2 protein-coding genes are annotated in these 18528 nt (G+C 44.1%); both read left to right on the top strand.

Translation table 11 applies throughout. The features are described from left to right. Nucleotides 1-123 precede the first annotated feature (123 nt). Nucleotides 124-2409: a VCBS domain-containing protein gene (locus tag QV280_RS16370; protein WP_447026281.1), complete on the top strand. Its 2286-nt coding sequence runs from the start codon at nt 124-126 to the stop codon at nt 2407-2409. Further along, nucleotides 2387-18331, top strand: a complete 15945-nt coding sequence (locus tag QV280_RS16365; RefSeq protein WP_152820077.1) for a VCBS domain-containing protein — start codon at nt 2387-2389, stop codon at nt 18329-18331. The genes QV280_RS16370 and QV280_RS16365 overlap by 23 nt, the downstream gene beginning before the upstream one ends. The last annotated feature ends 197 nt before the right edge of the window (nt 18332-18528 follow it).

The following is an 18528-nucleotide window of genomic DNA, read 5'->3' as shown; positions in this document are numbered from 1 at the left end:
CTGTGTATGATGCAACTTACTCACTAGGCTTAATCATAATTTTATGATTTTCGAGCGAATATTTATCAAATTAGTAGTAATGAACCATACTTTAACTAAGTGCAAAAAGTGACGGTAAAATTAATGGCAGATTTAGGCAAAAACAAAAAAGCGACAGAAGTATCAAAGAGTGACACTAAGATTAAACGTGTAAGGAAAACACGTCGTCTAGTTATTCCGCAAACCTACTTCGCGCGTAATAATTCTATGGCTCTTATTTTGCCGTCATATCATGTGGTTGATGCAGGGCATCACAGTGAACATAGTGTTTCAGATCGTATCCATCATTCTGAGTATGTGGAGCATTCCCAACCTCAAAGCTATGAACAAACAGAAGTAAAAGGTAAGCAGTCGGTCAATCCTCAGCCAACGACTCAATCTGCCATGGTGACTGATGAATTTTTGCCAAAGCATCAAACCGAAAATACCGGTGGTCACCATTACCATTACATCGATCATTATGGGAACTCCGTGACACCATTAACTGGTGTACTTAGTTACGGACAGTTTACTACGGCAGCGGTGACGACTACTGATTCGCACTCAAACACAAATACTTCTACACAGCCTAACACTTCTTATTTGACGCCTCCTGTCATTGGCGTTCCAGAGTCAGGTACTGTTAAAGAAGATACTGCGTTAGTTACCCATGGAACTATTGACGCTCATAGTGCACAAAAAGGTACTGGGCTTACTTTTACGCCTGATAACGTACATGGTCAATATGGCGAATTTGCTTTAGATAAAGACAGCGGTGAATGGAGCTATACCTTAGATAATAGCCATCACCAAAATCTTGCACTTGGTGAGACACATACAGAAACGTTACATGTGACCATTACCAATACTGCGGGTGTTTCTGTTTACCAAGATATTACAGTTACCGTACAAGGTACTAATGATATCCCTGTAATCACTAGCCAAACACAACACGGCGCAACTAAAGAAGATGGAACTTTATTTGTTCAGGGGCAAGTAACGGCAACTGACGTCGACCATGGCGCTGTATTGACTTATACCCCTGATAATTTGCAGGGGCACTATGGGGTATTTAGTTTAAATTCGAGTACAGGTAAGTGGCATTACACGTTAGATAATAATGCGCATCAAGCACTTGCACAGGGCGAGTCTCATACAGAAACTTTGTTGGTCACTGTCACTGATGATAAAGGTGCGATGAATACTCAACAAGTTATTGTTACTGTTGAAGGCACGAACGATAAACCAGTGTTACATTCAGATGTACACACTGGTGACGTTAATGAAGATGGAACGTTATTTGTCCGAGGTCAAGTTTTAGCAACCGACGTTGATCACAACAATAAACTGACTTATACCTCTGGAAATCATCATGAGAACTATGGGAGTTTTACCTTAAATCCAGATTCTGGAACATGGACCTATACGCTCGATAATGCACATCATCAAGCACTTGCGCAGGGCGAAGTACATACTGAATCTATGTTGGTTACGGTAACGGATGATAAAGGGGCTACTGTCACAGAAAATATTCAGGTGACAATTACGGGGACTAACGATAAGCCGGTCATCACCAGTAATGCTCAGGCCGCTACAGTCAAAGAAGATGACGTGCTGTTTGTTGACGGTCAAGTGACTGCAACGGATGTGGACCACCATGCAGTATTGACGTACACCCCCGATAGCTTGCAAGGTACGTACGGTACCTTTGTATTAAATCAAAGCTCAGGAAAATGGCATTACACCTTAGATAACAACGCGCATCAAGCATTAGCGGAAGGTGAATCACACGTTGAAACCATGTTGGTGACGGTGACCGACGATCAAGGTGCCACCACCACTCAACAAGTGAGTGTTACAGTTGAGGGAACTAATGATAAGCCGGTACTACATGCGGACACACACACAGGCAGCGTCAATGAAGACGGTACTTTGTTTGCTCGTGGTCAGGTATTGGCAACAGATGTCGATCATAACTCTAAACTGACCTACACCGCAGGCAGTGAGCACGGTACTTATGGTGATTTCACCTTAAATGCTGACTCAGGTACTTGGACATATACATTAGATAACCAACACCATCAAGATTTGGCCGCAGGTGAAACGCACACCGAATCTATGCTCGTCACTGTTACCGATGATAAAGGCGCTAAAGTTACCGAAACGGTACAAATTACGGTCACCGGGACTAACGATAAGCCCGTCATCACCAGTAACGCTCAAGCCGCTACAGTCAAAGAAGATGACGTGTTGTTTGTTGATGGTCAAGTGACTGCAACGGACGCCGATCATAACGCAGTATTGACGTATACCCCTGATAATTTGCAGGGCACATACGGTACCTTCGTCTTAAACCCAAGCTCAGGTATTGGCAACAGATGTCGATCATAACTCTAAACTGACCTACACCGCAGGCAGTGAGCACGGTACTTATGGTGATTTCACCTTAAATGCTGACTCAGGTACTTGGACATATACATTAGATAACCAACACCATCAAGATTTGGCCGCAGGTGAAACGCACACCGAATCCATGCTCGTCACTGTTACCGATGACAAAGGTGCAACAGTTACCGAAACGGTACAAATTACGGTCACCGGTACTAACGATAAGCCCGTCATCACCAGTAACGCTCAAGCCGCCACAGTCAAAGAAGATGACGTGTTGTTTGTTGATGGTCAAGTGACTGCAACGGACGCCGATCATAACGCAGTATTGACGTATACCCCTGATAATTTGCAGGGCACATACGGTACCTTCGTCTTAAACCCAAGCTCAGGGAAATGGCACTACACCTTAGATAACAACGGGCATCAAGCGCTTGCGGATGGTGAATCACACGTTGAAACTATGCTAGTTACGGTGACCGACGATCAAGGTGCCACCACCACTCAACAAGTGAGTGTGACGGTTGAGGGAACTAATGATAAGCCGGTACTAAATGCGGATACGCACACAGGCAGTGTCAATGAAGACGGTACTTTGTTTGCTCGTGGTCAGGTATTGGCAACAGATGTCGATCATAATTCTAAACTGACTTACACCGCAGGCAGTGAACACGGTACTTATGGTGATTTCACTTTAAATGCTGACTCAGGAACTTGGACTTATAAACTAGATAATAAGCATCACCAAGATTTAGCAGCAGGTGAAACCCAAACTGAATCTATGCTAGTGACGGTTACCGATGATAAAGGCGCAAAAGTCACAGAAACCGTAGAAATTACCATTACGGGCACCAACGATAAGCCGGTCATTACCAGTCAAACTCAAGCTGAAGCCGTGAAGGAAGATGGTGTAGCGTTTGTTGAAGGCCAAGTAACCGCAACTGATGTGGATCACAATGCACTATTAACTTATACGCCAGATAACTTGCAAGGCACATATGGCACATTTGTTTTAAATCCAAGCTCAGGTAAATGGAACTACACCCTAGATAACGATGCTAATCAAGCGCTTGCGGAAGGTGAATCTCACGTTGAAACCATGTTGGTGACAGTGACTGACGATCAAGGAGCGACTACCACTCAACAAGTGAGGGTAACGGTTGAAGGTACTAATGATGTACCAAAACTGCAGGCTGATACGCACGCCGGTAGTGTGAATGAAGACGGCACATTATTAGTGCGAGGACAAGTGCTTGCCAGTGATGTCGACCACAACTCGAAACTGACTTACACCGCAGGTAGCCAACATGGCATTTATGGTGATTTTACACTAAATGCTGATTCAGGAACTTGGACTTATAAACTAGATAATAAGCATCACCAAGATTTAGCAGCAGGTGAAACCCAAACTGAATCTATGCTAGTGACGGTGACCGATGATAAAGGCGCAAAAGTCACAGAAACCGTAGAAATTACCATTACGGGCACCAACGATAAGCCGGTCATTACCAGTCAAACTCAAGCTGAAGCCGTGAAGGAAGATGGTGTAGCGTTTGTTGAAGGCCAAGTAACCGCAACTGATGTGGATCACAATGCTGTATTAACTTATACGCCAGATAACTTGCAAGGCACATATGGCACATTTGTTTTAAATCCAAGCTCAGGCGAATGGAATTACCAACTAGATAACAAAGCTCATCAAGCGCTTGCGGAAGGTGAATCTCACGTTGAAACCATGTTGGTCACGGTGACTGACGATCACGGTGCCACCACTACTCAACAAGTGCGCGTGACAGTTGAAGGTACCAATGATGTGCCTGTTCTTCATGCTGATACTCATACAGGTAGTGTCGAAGAAGACGGCACGTTGTCTACAAATGGACAAGTAATTGCGACAGATGTAGACAATCATGCGAAATTAACCTTTAGCGCAAATGAGCTGCATGGTACCTATGGTGAGTTTACTCTTGATGCAGATTCAGGCGAATGGACGTATAAGTTAGCCAATGACCAACATCAAGACCTCTCCGAAGGTGAAACACATAAAGAGTTGATGTCGGTAACCGTGACAGACGACAAAGGTGCCAAGGTTGTTGAAACAGTTGAAGTTGTAGTAACGGGTACTAACGATCTGCCCGTACTTACTTTTACAGACCAAGCTAGTGATCACACTCAAGGTACGCTGTCATTTATTGATGTAGATACATTAGATACGCACAGCTATTCGGTTAGCGGAGGTGCTAGCTCTGGCGATACACAAACTATTGTCGGCCAATTTGGCGACCTTTTATTAGATACAAAAACGGGTGAGTACACTTATACCCAACACCAATCAGTTGCTGGAATGAGCATCGATGCAAACGGTGTTTATCATGCTAAAGAATTCTTTGAGGTTAGCGTTGCTGATAACCATGGTGGCACGTCAACAAAATACCTAACATTTGAACCAAGTGTTGCTGTTAATGCGCCAATCAAAGATGGCCAACCGCCAGTCTTGACGCCAGAGCTTACTCAAGCTCCTGAGTTGCTAGATCAACAACCTGTGATTGCGCCAATCGTTCCACCGACCAATCAATTGAATCCGCTTACTATAGATCCGTCAAGTGACACCGGTGCTAGTCAAACGGATGGTATTACAAGTGTAGTAACTCCTAGCGTGACAGGTCATACCGATATCCCATTCTCAGTGGTCACTTTGACTGATGAAAATGGCAACGTGGTAGCACTTACTACTTCAAATGAACATGGTGATTTTACTGTCGCATTAGCTCAACTGTCCGGTAGTGTTAGTGGTGATGTACATCAGATTTCTGGTACAGCGGTTGCGCCATCAGCCACAGTTTCTGTATCGACGCCAACGCCATTACAATTGACGATTGATACCGACATCAATCAACCAACAGTTGATATTACGGATGGAAAGACTCAGACAGCATTACATCCAAATCATATTATCTCAGGTACAGAGCTAAGCCATGTAGATATCTCTGGGGTCATTGATCACCAAGGGGTTGAAACTGATTTAACTGGGTTAACGGTAACGGATACCCAAGGAAATGTGGCTCCTTTAGATCCAAGTCAAGCGACAGTTGATCCTGCAACGGGTGTGTTTACACTTAATAATGTTGACCTATCTAAATTTGGACTTGTTGACGGCACTCTTACAGTTCATGCCATCGCTACCGATCTAGCAGGAAATACGAAAGAAGGTACATTCACTGCAACGTTAGACACACAGCCAGGCACCATTGCCATTGACGGAACGTTAGGCGGTGACAATGTCATCAATGCCGTTGAAACTCAGTCACCATTAACCGTGTCGGGTACCACAACTGGTATCGAAGAAGGACAAGTGGTGGCCATTAAGTTTAATGGTCAATCATATAGCGCTATTGTTGGTAAGGATGGCACGTGGAGCACTGATATACCTGTGTCGGATCTGGGTAAATTAACCGATGGTACGACGCCAATCATTACCGCTTCAGTGGATGATAAAGCGGGCAACGTTGCAACACCTGCCACACATGATATGCAGGTGGATACGCATATCGACACAACCACAGTGGCACTTAATGATGGTGGAGTAGGTGCAAACTTTGATGGTGTTATTAACGCTGCGGAGCAAACTCACGCGGTCATTACGGGCACCATAGATCCAACTGCTAAATTAACACTGCTAACGATCAGTGACGGAACAGACACTATCCCAGTACCATTGGCTTCTGTGTTAGTCAGCCAAGATGGACATTTTATAGCGACAGGTGTGGATGTATCTTCACTCTCTGATGGCACGCTAACCGTTACTGCAACCGCAGTCGACCCAGCAGGTAATGAGTCGTCGAATACAGGCAGTGCATTAATGGATACTGCGCCGCCAAACGCGCCGCAGTTAACGCCAATTCCAGTGGGTCATGATAAAACGCCACCTCTTTCAGGCACTGGTGAGCCGGGCAGTACCGTCACTTTCTTTGATGGTCACGGCAATACTATTGGTAGCACTGTTGTGGGTAAGACCGGCTCGTTTACTTACACGCCGAGTACAGGTTTACCCGATGGCGGTACGATAAGCGCAACGTTAACCGATATTCATGGTAATACGTCAGCGTCAACGACGATTCAAACCAATATCGATACACATATTGCGCCAACCACAGCCGATATTACTGATGGCACAGTGGGTAGCACGCAGCACCCGAACCATCAAATCAGCGCTGACGAACTGCACTCTGTACTTATTACGGGCAGCATTGATCGCACCGATGGCACTGAAAAACTAACCACATTGACTGTAACAGACAGTGCTGGAACTCAGGTCAATCTCGATATTAAGTTGGCTACTTTCGATTCAAGTACCGGCAAGTTCAGCATCAAAGGCCTTGATCTTAGTGGAAGTCATTTTGTATCAGGGGCATTAACTGTAGAGGCCACTTCTCAAGATAGCGCGGGTAATATCAGCATCGGTCATGGCACGGCAACTTTAGATATTGCGCCTGGTGAATTATTCTTTGATAACGTATTGTCGGGCGACAATATCGTTAATGCGAAAGAAAGCCAGTCACCATTGACGATTTCAGGTACCACGACTGACATTGAAGCGGGCCAAATTGTCGATGTAACGATTGCAGGTACGACTTATCATGCCACTGTCGATGCATCAGGTCACTGGGCTGCGGTCATGCCACAAACTGACGTGGCAAAATTGCCTGATGGCGATGTAATCATGCAGGCGACCGTACAAGATTTAGCGGGTAACAGCACTCAGGTTATTTCACATCAATTGTCTGTTGATACTCATGTTAAACCTCCAGAATCAATTACATTTGAAAGTACTGGCCAAGATAATCTTTATAACATTAAAGAACTTGGCCTTGATCATACGGTTACCGCGACGATTGAGCTACCTGATGATGTGAAATCCGGTGATATATTGACCATTAATGGTGTTGCTCAGACGTTAACCGATCAAGATATTGCGCATAATTATGTCAACACTGAGGTTTCTCCAAACACCAAAGTGACGGCATCAATCACCGATCAAGCTGGGAATACCTCTCAAGATATTTCTAATACGGCAGCAGGCGAAGATTTAACACCACCATTAACGCCAGTATTATCTCCGATCCCTAATGCCGATCATAACAACGATAATACGCCACCAATTACGGGTATTACCGAACCAGGCGCTGTGGTTGAAATCTTAATTGATAACATTTCAGTAGGTACCGTTACCGCAAATCAGGCGGGCTCGTTTAGCTATACACCGCCGATTCTGCCAGATGGCCCGCACAGCTTTACCGCAAAAGCGACAGACCATGCAGGTAACCCATCAACATTAAGCACGGCAGTACACACAACAATAGATACAACGCCTCCAGCGCAGTTAGATCTTAGTCTGGTGAAAGATACCGGGATATCTCATACGGATTTGATCACACAAACAGGCTCATTACACATAGGGAACCAAGAAGCAGGCTCTCATGTCTTGTATTCAATAGACCACGGCACCACTTGGAGCAACAGCTTTACCCCTGTAGAAGGCGGTAATACGGTGACCGTAAAACAAGTTGATCAAGCAGGAAACGAATCACCGACAACGAGCCTAACTTTCACTTTAGACACCAAAGTGGCGGCTCCTCAGGTCAAACTGAAACTAGACAGTGGTTCAAGTGCTATCGATCACATCACTAATAACGCTGAATTAGAAGTTTCAGACGTTGAATCTGGGGCTCATGTTGAGTATTCCATCGATGGTGGTCAGCATTGGTTGGACAGTATTGGCCATCAAATTGATGGTGATTATACAGTCTTAGTACGTCAAACCGATGTGGCAGGGAATGTGTCTGGTAGTACAACAATCAGTTATACCTTAGATACTCAAACCCATGTGGATGTGGCGATTGCCGATATTTCAACCGGTGCTGTGCATGGAAATCATTTCTTAAATGACTATGAAATTGTACATAACGAGAATGAAATCACGGGACATATCGAACTTTCAGGGGAGCTAACCAAACTGGTCATTTCCGATGGTAATCATCATCAAGTTACTGTGGATCTGAGTAAGGTTAACCTGCACAACGATGGTAGCTTTGATATTTCACACACAGATTTATCCAGCCTTGATGACGGCACATTAACGGTTACAGCAACCTCGAAAGATACGGCCGGTAATACTGATACCCAAAGCTCAACAATCTTCAAAGATACGATCAATGAAGCGACAGATATTACGGGTTCAGTTAAAGAAGAATCGAAGACAACTATATCTGGTCATGTCAACATGGAACCAGACGCTCACGGTAGCTCTAGTTACGCTTCTGGTAGTAGTTCATTGTCAGGAGATATTGACGGAACTTACGGCACTTTGCATCTCAATAAAGACGGTACCTACACCTATGATTTACACAACGCAAACCCTAAGGTTCAAGCGTTAGGTAAAGGTGCAACACTGCAAGATATCGTTACTTACAAAACCACTGATCCTGCAGGAAATGAAAAAGAATCGCACTTAACTGTAACCATTACTGGCACCAATGATCAGGCAGTCATTGCGGGTGTTGATAGTGGTGATGTAGTTGAAGATAAAGTATCAACAACTGATCATTCACTTCTGAAAACAGATGGTCAACTTACCATCGATGATATTGATACCAATACACTTACCGCTGGTGGTGAAGAGCAGTTCGTATCCAAAGTCACGCCAGCTGCAAATGCGCATAACTTAGGCAGCTTGAGCATTGATAAAGACGGTCACTGGCATTATCAAGTGCGCAATGACAATCAACATGTTCAAGCTCTGCAAGAGCAAGATACGCATGTGGATCAGTTTATCGTGCACTCTATTGATGGCACAGCTCATACAATATCGGTCACTATTACAGGTACTAAAGATGCCCCAACCATAGAGGTGAAAGCCGGCGCTGATCATGGTGCTGTGGTAGAGCAAGGCTCCACTAGCAGTGGACACGCTATTGCAGGGCAACAAACGGCCACAGGTCACTTAGTGGCTCATGATGTAGATACTGCGGATACTCAAGCGTGGACTATTGTGGGTTCGTCCGATGGTAGCTATGGACATATTAGTGTGGATGCCAATGGCGAATGGACTTATACACTAGATAACGCTCGCGCCGCCACTCAAGGCCTAACGCAAGATCAACACGTGACGGAAAGTTTTACCGTCAGAGTCACGGATAGCACAGGTTTAACCGCTGATCAGAAAGTGGTAATCAATGTTACTGGTAGTAATGACCAAGCCCAAATAGGGGGCACTGATGCAAGATCTGTGAAAGAAGATAGCAATGCAGGCGGTAGCAAACATCAATTACATACCGATGGTCAATTAACCATCTCAGATGTAGATAGTGGTGAGGCTCATTTCCAAGCCAGTACTATGGTTGCAGGACAGGATGGGCATCTTGGCAGCTTAAGTATTGATGAAACAGGTCACTGGGATTATGTAGTAGATAATTCGTTACTAGCAGTTCAACAGTTAAAAGAGTCAGACCATATCGATGATGTGTTTACGGTTTTAGGTGCTGATGGCACAGAACACATCATCACAGTAACGATTAATGGTACCAATGATTTGCCTGAGATAGCCAAAGGAACGGGTGATAGTGGCACTGTCACTGAAGCAGGTTCTCATGCCGATAGTCATCATAATAAGGCTGTTGATGACGGTCAGAGTTCGACTAGCGGTACTCTCTCAGCCACCGACCGTGATGCAGGTGATCCTGCTCACTGGCAAGTAGCACACCCTGATGGCACCTATGGTCATTTATCCCTAAATGCTCAAACAGGGCACTGGGTTTATACGCTAGATAATGCTAAAGCAGACGGTTTACATGCCAAAGAAACAGTAACAGAGACTTTTGCTATTACAGATACAGATTCCTCAAATAGCCCTGTATCTACGGAAATAGTCATTACTATCACAGGTAGTAATGATGTTCCTGTGATCACTGGAAGTCGTGCCGGAGCGGTAACCGAAGCTGGGGGAACATTAAATTCTCTTGCTGGAGTGGTAACTATTGATGGCACACTAACCGCTACTGACCCAGATAATAACGACGGAACATTAGCTTGGTCTGTGCAGGGGGCAACCTCTGGCACAACTGTAAAAGAAGGCACTTATGGCTCAATTAGTATTGATCAGCATGGGCATTGGGTTTATACGATTGATGATAGTAAAGATGCGACTCAAGCGCTAACCGGTAAGCAGAGCCCGATAGAACACTTCACTTTCTTAGTGACGGATTCCTCAGGCCAATCGATTAAACAAGATGTAGACATTACCGTGCACGGTAGTAACGATAACCCCGTGTTATCGGCATATACTCCAACAACGTTTGCTGAAGATTCATCGCCTAACCATATTCAGACAGTTACCTTACCTAAAGTGATTGATGTGGATGATTCAACCTTTACCTATAGCATTGATTCACACCTTGATCATGGTAATCATAATCACCAATGGATTACGATAGACCGCCATACAGGGGTAATTTCGGTTCACACTGATGCAAAAGATTTACAGCACTTGTCGGTGGGCGCCACACATACTGAAGATGTTGTAGTGACAGTAACAGATGCTCAAGGTGGTACCACCCAGCAAACCCTGCACCTCACAATTGCGGGTACTAATGATGCGCCTAAAATCACTTCAGCGAAAATCACATCAAATTATGATGAACACGGAACAAAATCTACTTCTGGCGTTGGAGCTAATGCATTGGCTCGGGTGGATGTTATTGAAGATCACACTGTTAGCGGCATTGTTCAGTTTTCTGATGTGGATGACAAACTAGATCCAAACCATCCAACCGGCGATATACACCAATTTTATTTGGTTGACGATAAAGGTCACCAAATCAATGAGCCAGGATTTATCTTAGACAAGAATACTGGTGCCTTCTTATTTAATACGAACATTGCTAAATATCAACATTTGCAAATTGGAGAGACAGAACGGGTTGATTTTAATGTAGAGGTTGTTGATAACCATGGTTTAACTAGTACAAAAACACTTCATTTTATCGTTCATGGCCGAAATGATGCGCCGCAAGTTGTGTTGTTACACCCATTACAGGTGTTAGAAGATGCGACATTGAAGTTCTCTGTTGATGATCTTGTCGGTGACAAGAATCAGTATATTGTCGATCCTGAAGGTGATGCGATGGCAATTTCTGATGTGAAGGTGGTCAACGGTTCGGATGGTCAAGTTCACGGTTCAATTGTTGATCTAGGGATGGGGAATTATCAATTTAAGCCAGATGCCAATTACCATGGTGAGGTGCATCTTCAGTATAAAGTTGACGATGGCCGCGGAAATACCATGGTCAAAAATGGCATCATCATAGTAACACCACAAAATGACTCCCCAACAGAAAGTGCAACACAGTTAGCTCATGTCGCAGAAGATTCGGGTGCTATTACCTTTACCTCACAGGATTTGCTCAAACACATCCATGATATCGATAACGTTGGCTCTTCTAACGCTGGTATTGAGTTGGTAGCGGGTTCGGTTGCGTTGCAGCATGGAGAAGGAACACTTGTTCATAATAGTGATGGTACTTGGACCTTTACTCCAGATGCTGATTGGAACAGTCATAAAGGTGGCGGTGATGCAGAGTTTTCTTTCAAATATATCGAAACGGGTTCGGCTTTTGGTCAAGCATCGGGAGTACCAGTAGAATATTCTGGTAGTGCTGCAATCAAAATTGACCCAGTCCAAGACCCTGCGACTATACATGTCCCTTTACCTGCAAGTGTTATCACCGCTGGAGGGGCGGATATTACTGGAAAGCTAACGGTAACTGATCCAGATCTTAATGAGGATCATTTTAAGGCAGAAAGTAGTATTCAAGGCGCACATGGTTTCGCCAAAATTAACACTCAAGGGGAATGGCAATACCAATTAGCTACGCAAGATCCTGCTGTGCAAGCTTTAGGTGAAGGTGAAACAATAACCGATACGATAAAAGTTCATTCAATGGATGGTACTGAAGCTAGTTTAGTTATTGAGATTCATGGAACCAACGATAAACCAAAAATAGCTCTAGCTCGTCAAATTACGGCAACTGAAGCAAATGCTAATGATGATTTTACTACTGACCCTAAGCTGGTTACGGGGCATTTTGCAGCTACAGATCCAGATGCTCACGACACGGTGACGTTTACGTTAATTGGTCATAGCAATCCTGCTGGTGCTCATTTTCATGGTAATACTGTACCAGGATTAACTCTCAATTCAGACGGAAGTTACCGTTTTGATAGAACAGATCCAGCGTACGATTATCTTCAAGAAGGCGAAACACTTTCTTTTGATATCACCATACAAGCATCTGATAACCATGGTGGTATTGATACTCGAGTAGTGCCTGTTGTGATTATTGGTACCAATGATGCGCCGACAATAAGTCAGCCAATAGCAAGCTTAGGTACATTAGATTCTACGACTAATTTCTTAAAATTCGAAGAATCAACTCTGCTTGGGTCAGCTACTGATGTTGATGGCGATTTGTTGAGTATCTTCAAAGTAGGCACATCCCAGAATGCTGATGTACAAGTGTTGGACTCTACACTTGGACGCATTGATGAAGATGGTGCTGGTGGATATATCTATCATCCCACAGCGAATGCACGTGGCAAAGATGTCACTATTTCGTATAAAGTGACAGATGGTCGAGAAGTTGTCATAGGTACAACGGTTATTCATGTGGATCCTCTTCCGCCGAGTACTGGCCAGTCAGGAACCGGTTCATCAACTACTACAGGTAATACCCAGACGAATGGGAATGTTCCTCCACCGGTTGTTACTGATACAGATATAATCTCTGGTGACTTAACTGGGGATGTTGGTGAAGATGGCGGTGCAAGCTATAAAGATGCATCAGGGCATGTTCATCAAATAGACGCTGATGGACATGTTACCGCTAAATCACCCACTGAAGGTCATAGCCATGGCGTATTTGGTGCGAATCACACTCCAGGTAAATATGGGTACTTAAGTGTGACTCCTGAAGGTAAGTGGACGTACCACCTTTATTCACATACCGGATTAACAGATCCTGTGAATCAGTTAAGTGAAGGGGAGACGTTAAAGGATTCGATCAGTATCGAAAGTGCTCACTCAGGCCATCAAGATATTACGATTACTATTCACGGTACTAACGATGCACCAATTATCATGGGTGTAGAGAATGTGCAGGTGTTTAAACAAGGTGGTAACGGCCATGCTTTAACTCAACCCAAAGCGATTATTGAAGTTGATAAAATGCACCTTGAGGGTGATTTAAAAGCTCAAGACCCTGATAGTCAAGATCATGTTATTTACGCTGTTGATCCTTCAAAAAAAGTTCAAGGTTTTACTATTGATCAGCATGGGCATTATCGCTATACACCAAGCCATGGCGATCCTGTATTGCAAGGTTTAAAACCGGGTGATACTCGGGACGTTACAGCACAAGTGCTGGTTTCTGACGGACATGGCGGCCATGTAACCGTACCTATTGTGATGACTGTTCATGGGCAAAATACAGCTCCTACCGCAGATAAGGATGTGGATTTAGGTCATAGTGATGAAGACCTAACGGTTCAAATAGATGGTACGTCTATCGGTTCTGGGCAACTGGTAGCTCATGCTGGTACAGTCGATTTGGTGGCACTTGCGCATGCTAAAGACATTGATAATGATGACTTACACGTAGTGAATATAAAAGTTGATGGCGGACATGGTACTTTTACCGACAAAGGTAATGGAGTTTATGAGTTTGTGCCTGAAGATAATTATCATGGGAGTGTCGGTTTTACTTATGAGATTACCGATGGTCTAGAGTCAGTCCAAGTGCATGCGACGTTAAAAGTTGATTCGATTAACGATAAACCGATAGCACATGATTTTACGCTTAAAACAACCGATGAAGACCGGGCTATCCATTTTACTACTCGCGATATTATTGGCCAAGGAAGCGCAAGAAATCATGGACATGTAGATGATCCTGATTTTGCAACGGATTCCAATGAGAGGATTGAATTAACAGATGTTTCTCTTGTTGACAAATCTCAGGGAACATTGGTTGCTGATGGCAAGGGTGGCTATACATTTACTCCAGCAAAAGATGTGAATGGTGATATACGTCTGCAGTACAAAGTGCATGACCATTTAGGTTCTCACCGTGGTGTTCAGGGCGGTCAACAATCTGACACAGGTACAGCTACAATTCATGTCAATCCAATTAATGATAAGCCGGTTATTACTGACTCAATCCATGGTTCCTCAACCGAGGATAAGGCACAAACATATGTGGCAGAGGGTAAGCTTGATATCACTGATGCTGATAGTGGAGAGGGTAGTTTTGTCGCAAATAGTCATATGACTCCGCACAGTGGTGGTAACTATGGTTATTTGGAACTAGACAAACAAGGTCATTGGAAATACCACTTGATGAAAAACTTTGATTCTCACATTCAAGGTTTAGCAGCAGGTGAAAGGCTTGAAGAGCACTTTATATTACATACTGATGATGGTGCAGGTACTACGCATGAGTTAGTGGTAGAGATTATTGGTACTAACGATGGTGCAACTATTTCTGGTACTCATGCTAGTACAATGCAAACGGAAGTTACTCAAAGTGTGACCGAACAACTCGGTAGTTCGGTCAGCGCTACGGCGGTGCAGAACGAGATTACTACTACAGGGACATTAACTGTACACGATGTTGATCATGGCGAAGCATTTTTTAAAGCTCAAACATTACAACCAACAAACTCTGGGCACCATTATGGCACCCTGACTATTCAGCAGTCAGGTGAATGGACTTATGTGGTTGATAATAATAATCGAGACGTTCAAGCACTTCATGAAGGTGAACAGATACAAGAGCACTTTACTGTGACCTCTCTCGACGGCACTGCGACACAGGATATTACGGTTACACTAGTTGGTAAAAATAATGCTCCTGTAATTGCGCACGTGGCCAGTCAACCGGCCACAGAAGCCGGAGCAACGCTCACAGGTCAGCTACACAGTAGTGATATCGATAATGATCATACAACGGTGACTTACAGTCTGCAGCCGGGTACAAGTGCTCCAGATGGATTTGCACTGCAGGCCAATGGTCACTACAGCTTTGATCCAACAAATAAAGCTTATAATGCGTTATCAGCGGGAGAAACAAAAACGGTCGTTGCGCATGTGGTCGCAACAGATTCACACAATGGTGTGAGTGAGGCTAAAGATATTGAATTTGTCATTACAGGTACTAATGATACCGCGACATTCAGCGGTCAAAGTGCAGTGCATGTACAAGATTCACCAAGTCTGCACGATAATGCCGCTTCCGCGCATAGACAATTGCATGTCGCCGATGTTGATCATGGTGAGAGTCACTTCCAAGCGGAAAACTCCATACTTCCAGACAGTAGCCATCCTTCACACACTGGTTTACCGACAAGTGCTTACGGTCATTTGTCAATTACCGACAATGGGCAGTGGCAATATCATGTTGATCATGCGGATAGAGTAAAAGCCATTCCAAAAGGTCAACATGTGACAGAAACATTTACGGTCCATTCGGCTGATGGAACCCCACATACGGTGACCGTGACCTTAGATGGTAAAAATGAAGCGGCAACGTTTAAAGGTGATTTCTCAGGTGAAGTTACTGACGGACAAAGCGCATCTGTTACAGGTACAGTGCACGTAGCCGATGTCGATTACGGCCAAGCGGGGCTTACCAAAGCGCAGAATCATTTGGCACCATCGAACACCGATATTCAGCACCATACTGGGCTTTCAACTCATGCTTATGGCCACCTTACTGTCGATACTCGTGGGCATTGGGCGTATTACATTGACGATACTGCGGCGTTCAATTCAATTGCTGATGGGCAAAAGGTAATCGAAACCTTTTCCATAGCAGCAAAAGATGGCACTCATCATAATATTGTAATTACTTTGATTGGTCGCAATGATGCGCCAACGGTCTCAGGCGCTGTGGCGATGCAGCAATATGGCACCGAAGATAAAACAATGACGTTAGACCAAAGCCAGCTATTGTCACATGCTGTCGATGTTGATAATGCTGATCATTTAACGGTGGTGAATGTACAGGCATTGCATGGCACGATAAAAGTAGACCAACAAGGGAAAATACATTACACGCCAAACGCAAACTATCATGGCCCAGAGACCTTTACTTATGATGTGCAAGATAGCCAAGGTGCCACAGTGCATACCCAAGCTAGCATGCAAGTTAATTCGGTAAACGATGCGCCAACTGTGGCTCATAGCGTGACTTTGACAGGCATTAACGAAGACACTCATAGCAGTATTGATGCTTCGGCGTTATTGGCAGGTGCAAGTGATGTTGACCGTGATCGCCTTTCTATCTTGGGTAATTCGGTCACCGCTGAACATGGACAGATACGATATGATTCGCATAGCCATACGTACTTATACTATCCCGATCATAATTTTAATGGTCAAGATACGCTGCATTACAAAGTGTCAGATGGACACGGAGGGCAGGTTGCGCAAACAGCAACAATAGATGTTGCCAGTGTGAACGACGCACCAACAGTCACAGCGCCGGTCTCTTTACCTGATCATGCAGAAGACAGCACAGTGACCATCACCTCGGCGCAACTGCTTACACATGCTCAAGATGATGATGGTGATTCACTAAGTATAAGTGACCTACAAGTAAACCATGGCAAGCTGGTTCATCATCGCAATGGCACTTGGAGCTATACGCCGGACCAAGATTACAACGGGAAAGTGACACTTAATTATCAAGTGCGTGATGGGCATGGAGAACATGTTCAGCAGCAGGCATTGATGACAGTCACTCCTGAAAATGATGCAGCGCATATTGATGCGCCAGCAGTTATGTATGTGGATAATGGACACAACTCTTTTGTGGCTGACAAGTTATCAATCACTGATGTTGATGGATCTTCTGAAGAACGCTTTAAGCCTGAAACAGGTTTAAAAGGACAGTACGGCGAGCTAGAAATCTCGGCAGACGGACAGTTCAAATACGTTCTGAATTCACATTTGCCAATAATCCAACAAATGATGGATGGGGACACCAAAACAGATACTGTAACTGTACACTCTGTTGATGGCACAGCATATGATGTGCAAATTCATATCGGAGGGCACACTAATCATGCCCCTACGGTGAGTCAACATACGCCGATTGTTTTACAAACCAATGAGCATCATCAGTTCTCTTCTACGGACTTTTTGTTTAGTGATACAGATGGCGATTCACTGGATCATATTACAATTACTCAGTTGCCGACTCATGGAGAGTTAACATTAAACGGACATCATGTTCAGGCTAATCAAACTGTTACCGCAAGTGATATTGATAAGTTGTTGTTTACAGCGGATAACCATTACAGTGGTTCTGTTACGTTTGATTTTACCGCTAATGATGGTAAGAGCGACTCAGTAGCTGCAAGTATGACGATATCAGTTTCTCATCCGCATACAGGACATACTGCAAACTTGGGTGGCTTTAATCCAGCGCCTCCAGCCGATTCGTCGGATGAAGCTATGTCACATGAAGCTATGTCTCATGAAGCTATGTCCGATGAACCGGTTGAAACGGTTTCTTTAGAATCTCTGGCATCACACAGCGATAGTGGCCATATTGATGGCGCACAAGCTTACTTAAATCAGTTGGGGGTTAGCGATGATAGTCTGTCTGAACCGTCTTTTGCGACTCATCAACCGGTAGGAGATTTGGATTTAGTACTAGCTCAATCCTCTGATGTAGTATTGGATGCGCAAGGACATGTCGTTGAGACTATCAATACAGAACCAGATAATCTTAATGATGATGACCACAAACATCATGATGAATTGCATCATCAAGATCTACATCATCAATGGGATGATCATCATGGTTAATATCAGCTCGTAACAAATTACAATGTTAGATATCAACATCGTAGATCTTTCAATCTAGGATGTTGATATCTCGAAAGTTGATTTATGCAGTTATAAGCAATGGACAGCTAATTCGTGCAACTTCCTCAGTACGATTAGTATTTATAGGCTGAGCAATAAAAACGCCAAAGCATAGTTGCTTTGGCGTTTTTATTTCT

The sequence above is a fragment of the Vibrio sp. B1Z05 genome (assembly GCF_052955985.1).
Note: the sequence above shows the minus strand (reverse complement) of the source record. Positions and strands in the feature narration are given on the sequence as shown.

Bases quoted from the DNA above. Each gene is read 5' to 3' on its own strand.
- QV280_RS16370 (WP_447026281.1), top strand. From the start codon at position 124: ATGGCAGATTTAGGCAAAAACAAAAAAGCGACAGAAGTATCAAAGAGT.